4 protein-coding genes are annotated in these 3,843 nt (G+C 47.4%); all 4 read right to left on the reverse strand.

The window, feature by feature from the left end:
* Positions 1-755, reverse strand: a 755-nt coding sequence (locus tag B7Y67_RS12540; RefSeq protein ID WP_293598937.1) for an MmgE/PrpD family protein, incomplete at its 3' end; no start/stop codon positions are given.
* A gap of 14 nt (positions 756-769) precedes the next feature.
* The gene (locus B7Y67_RS12545; RefSeq protein ID WP_293598938.1) at positions 770-1,654 is read right to left on the reverse strand and encodes a MaoC family dehydratase N-terminal domain-containing protein; all 885 of its coding nucleotides are present in this window, start codon (positions 1,652-1,654) and stop codon (positions 770-772) included.
* 31 nt (positions 1,655-1,685) lie between these two features.
* Positions 1,686-3,011: a chromate efflux transporter gene (gene chrA, locus B7Y67_RS12550; protein ID WP_293598939.1), complete on the reverse strand. Its 1,326-nt coding sequence runs from the start codon at positions 3,009-3,011 to the stop codon at positions 1,686-1,688.
* Positions 3,008-3,793 (reverse strand): enoyl-ACP reductase FabI, encoded by a 786-nt coding sequence (gene fabI / locus B7Y67_RS12555; RefSeq protein WP_215303126.1) that lies wholly within the window; start codon positions 3,791-3,793, stop codon positions 3,008-3,010. The genes chrA and fabI overlap by 4 nt, the downstream gene beginning before the upstream one ends.
* Positions 3,794-3,843: the final 50 nt, after the last annotated feature.

Here is a 3,843-nt window from a genome sequence, read left to right on the forward strand (position 1 = left end):
TCAGAATCACTCGACATGCCGGCAGCCAAACCCTGTTTACCTTCTAGGATGTGTTCGGCACCAGTAAAGCCAGATTTCGCTAAGTAGGCTGACATCAAGCCGGTTGAAGCGGCATGTGCTGTATGAAGTTGCTTGGAGTCAGCGGCATCGCGCAGAAATTCCCAAAGGCCGGCAGATTGTGTTCCAGCTGAGCCAAAGGCATGCAGCATTTGGCTTGGGTTTAGTTTGAGAAGATGGCCTACAGTTGCTGCTGCAGCTAAGGTGCCGGCTGTGCCTGTAGTGTGAAATATTTTGTAGTGTGAGCGACCTAGGAATTCCCCAACCCGAATACCGACTTCATAGCCGGCGACTGCAGCTACGAGCAGATCTCTTCCTGAAGCGCCTATGGCTTGGGCCGTTGCAAGAGCAGCAGGAAATACGATAGTCCCCGGATGAAATACAGAACCATTGTGCACATCATCTTGTTCGGCTACGTGCGATGCGGCTGCATTTGCTAATGTAGCCAAGAAAGGGCTTGAAGTTGTGCGGTGAATCAGAATTTCAGCAGAGCCAGGATTGCTAGCATTGAAGCCACCCATACTTTGTGCAAATTTTGTAATGGCCTCTACGGCGCGCGAACCTTTGCCAGCAATTGCAGAGCCAAACCAATCTACTAGTAAATCTTCGGTGCGGGAAATCACCTCTTCAGGAATATCGCCAATCTTTAATTCAGAAGCAAATGTAGCTAAAGCTTTAGATAAATGCGGAGTAGTCATAACAAAATCATTCCTTAAGCTAAAACTGCGGTGGCTTGCATGGTGAGCCAACCTTCGTGATCTTCAGCCCAAATAGAGATGGTTTTTCCAGACGGATCTTTCTCTAGATCCGGTTTGGCGCTGACTTTAAAAGGATTGATATCAAAAGTAGGGCGAATTGCACGGAACTCAAAGCTCTTCAATCTGCAGCCTGGAATACTTTGACGCACCAGATCTACCAACAAGCTTGCAATTAAAGGGCCATGAACAATCAGGCCAGGATAGCCCTCTACTTCAGTGACGTATTTACGATCATAATGAATGCGATGACCGTTAAATGTCAGTGCTGAGTAACGAAACAACAAAACATCATCCGGCCTTATCGTCTTGGTCCACTGTGCGCCTGTAGGTGCTGGTGTGGGTGCAACAGGCTTATCGTCTTGACCCGGAGCATCGCGATACACGATGTCATGTTCTTCAATTAAGGCCAAGCCATTTTGATTGGAAATTGCGTGCTTGACTAATACGAAAATGAGATCACCGGTGCGACCTGCCTTGTGCGTAACAGATTCAATTTTAGAAACGCGTTCGATCTCATCGCCCACTGCAAGTGGAGCTAGCCATTGAACTCGGCTACCAGCCCACATCCGACGTGGTAGCGGTACAGGTGGTAAAAATCCGCCACGCTTAGGGTGACCATCAGGTCCGATTTCAGATTGAAGAGCGCAAGGCAAAAAATAAAGCCAGTGCCATAACTCGGGAAGAAAGGTTCCATCATTCGGGGTAGGGTCGGAACGATCGAGCGTCGCAGATAAAGCTTTGACAGGTGCTGCTGTGACGATGTCTTGAAGGGTTTCGGTTTTGCCGAGCCACTCCTGGAGATGGGTGATGGTTTGAGGTTCGATTCGCATAACTTCCATTATGCCAATTTCGGCCTTAAATGCGATGGGTCTAGATCAATAAACTTGCCAGTAAATAACTGAGTAAGCCCGCTAAGGCTGAACCGGTTAACACGCTAATAACCCCTTTTTGAAATTTAAATAGCGCTAAACCTGCAAGTAAGGTGATTGCAATCGAAACCCAAGAGATGGAGCCACCAAGACCATGTGGAAAAAAGACGTGATAGGCAAAGAACAGTCCAAGGTTGGCGATGACGCCAACTACAGCGGCAGAGATTGCTGTGAGTGGTGCAGTGAAACTCAATTTGCCATGTGTGGATTCAATGAGTGGTCCACCGACCAAGACCAGGAAAAAAGAGGGTAGGAAAGTAAACCACGTGGCAACGCAGGCACCAAGCACGCCAAACCAAAATGGATTGCTATTGCCAATGAGATGTTGAATGTGGCCAGCGAGGTAGCCAACAAAGGCTACTACCATGATGAGTGGTCCGGGGGTGGTTTCTCCAAGCGCTAAACCATCCATCATTTGGCCGGCACTGAGCCAATGAAATTGATCGACAGCTCCTTGATAAACATAGGGCAGAACCGCATAAGCGCCTCCAAATGTGAGAAAGGCAGCCTTTGTAAAAAACCAAGCGATCTGTGGATAGAGTGTTTTCCATCCAAAAATTAGAGTCAATCCAATAAATGGAATAAGCCACAGTCCTGTAACAACTGAGCTATGTAATACCAATCTTTTTCTAGAAAACTTGGCATGCTCTGGAGTGGGCGTGTGATCGTCAATGATTGCAGCAGCATGGGTCCCACTCACTTTATCGTGAGAGGCAGTTTGTTGAAAATATTCTGGGTAACGCTTACCACCCCAAATACCAAGCAAGGCTGCGAAGATAACAATGATCGGGAATGCCAAGTTGAATATAAATATCGCTAGAAAGGATCCCAGTGCAATCCAGCGCAACGCTTGATTGTGAATCGTACGTTTACCAATACGTACTGCTGCATGCAGGACGATAGCAGTGACGGCAGGTTTAATTCCGAAGAAGATCGCGGCAATCCAAGGAACCTGGCCAAAAGTCAGGTAGATCCAAGATAGGCCAATCAAAATAAAGAGAGAAGGCAAGACAAATAGGGTGCCGGCCAGAACACCACCCCAAGTCCGATGCATGAGCCAGCCAATATACGTGACCAACTGCTGAGCTTCTGGCCCTGGTAAGAGCATGCAATAGTTCAGCGCATGTAAAAAGCGCCGCTCAGAAATCCAGCGACGCTTCTCAACAAGCTCTTGATGGAGGACGGCAATTTGTCCTGCAGGCCCACCAAAGCTAATAAAGCCGAGCTTGGCCCAAAATTTCAGGGCTTCGCGAAGTGGAACGCTCAAACTTCTTCCATTCCACCAACAACTTGGCTAAAGCCGTTATCAACATAAATGATTTCAGCGGTGATACCGTTTGCTAAATCAGATAACAAGAACGCAGCGGTATTGCCAACATCATCAATGGTGACGTTACGACGCAATGGTGCAGTTTGCTCAACGGCCTCCAAGATCTTCCCAAATCCTTTGATGCCTGAGGCAGCCAAAGTTTTAATTGGGCCTGCAGAGATACCGTTAGCGCGAATGCCTTTAGGTCCAACTGAGCCAGCGATGTAACGTACTGAGGCTTCTAGTGAAGCCTTGGCTAAACCCATCGTGTTGTAGTTAGGTACGTTCTTCATTGAACCTAAGTAAGTGAGAGTCAATAAGGACGACTTGTCGCGCAACATAGGTAAAGCTTCTTTAGCCATTGCTGGGAAGCTGTAAGCAGAAATATCGTGGGCAATTTTGAAGCCTTCACGAGACAGGCCATCTAAAAAGTCGCCGGCAATTGCTTCGCGTGGCGCAAAGCCGATTGCATGAACAAAGCCATCAAACTGAGGCCAAGTCTTTGCCAAATCCTTAAATAGGGCAGTAATCTGCTCATCACTGCCAACATCACAGTCAAAAATCAGCTCAGTATTGAATTCTTTAGCGAAATCAACAATACGGTCTTTAAAGCGCTCGCCAACGTAGGTAAAGGCTAGTTCAGCCCCTTCGCGGTGACATGCCTTGGCAATGCCATAGGCAATAGAGCGGTTAGAAAGAAGGCCGGTAATCAGAATTTTTTTGCCAGCGAGAAAGCCCATATCGTGTCCTTTGCTTCAAATGTGGTTTGCTATCTACAATTGTTGCATAT

The sequence above is a fragment of the Polynucleobacter sp. 35-46-11 genome, assembly GCF_002281105.1.

Coding starts and splice junctions, on each gene's coding strand:
- B7Y67_RS12545 (WP_293598938.1), bottom strand. CDS start 1,654: ATGGAAGTTATGCGAATCGAACCTCAAACCATCACCCATCTCCAGGAG.
- fabI (WP_215303126.1), bottom strand. CDS start 3,793: ATGGGCTTTCTCGCTGGCAAAAAAATTCTGATTACCGGCCTTCTTTCT.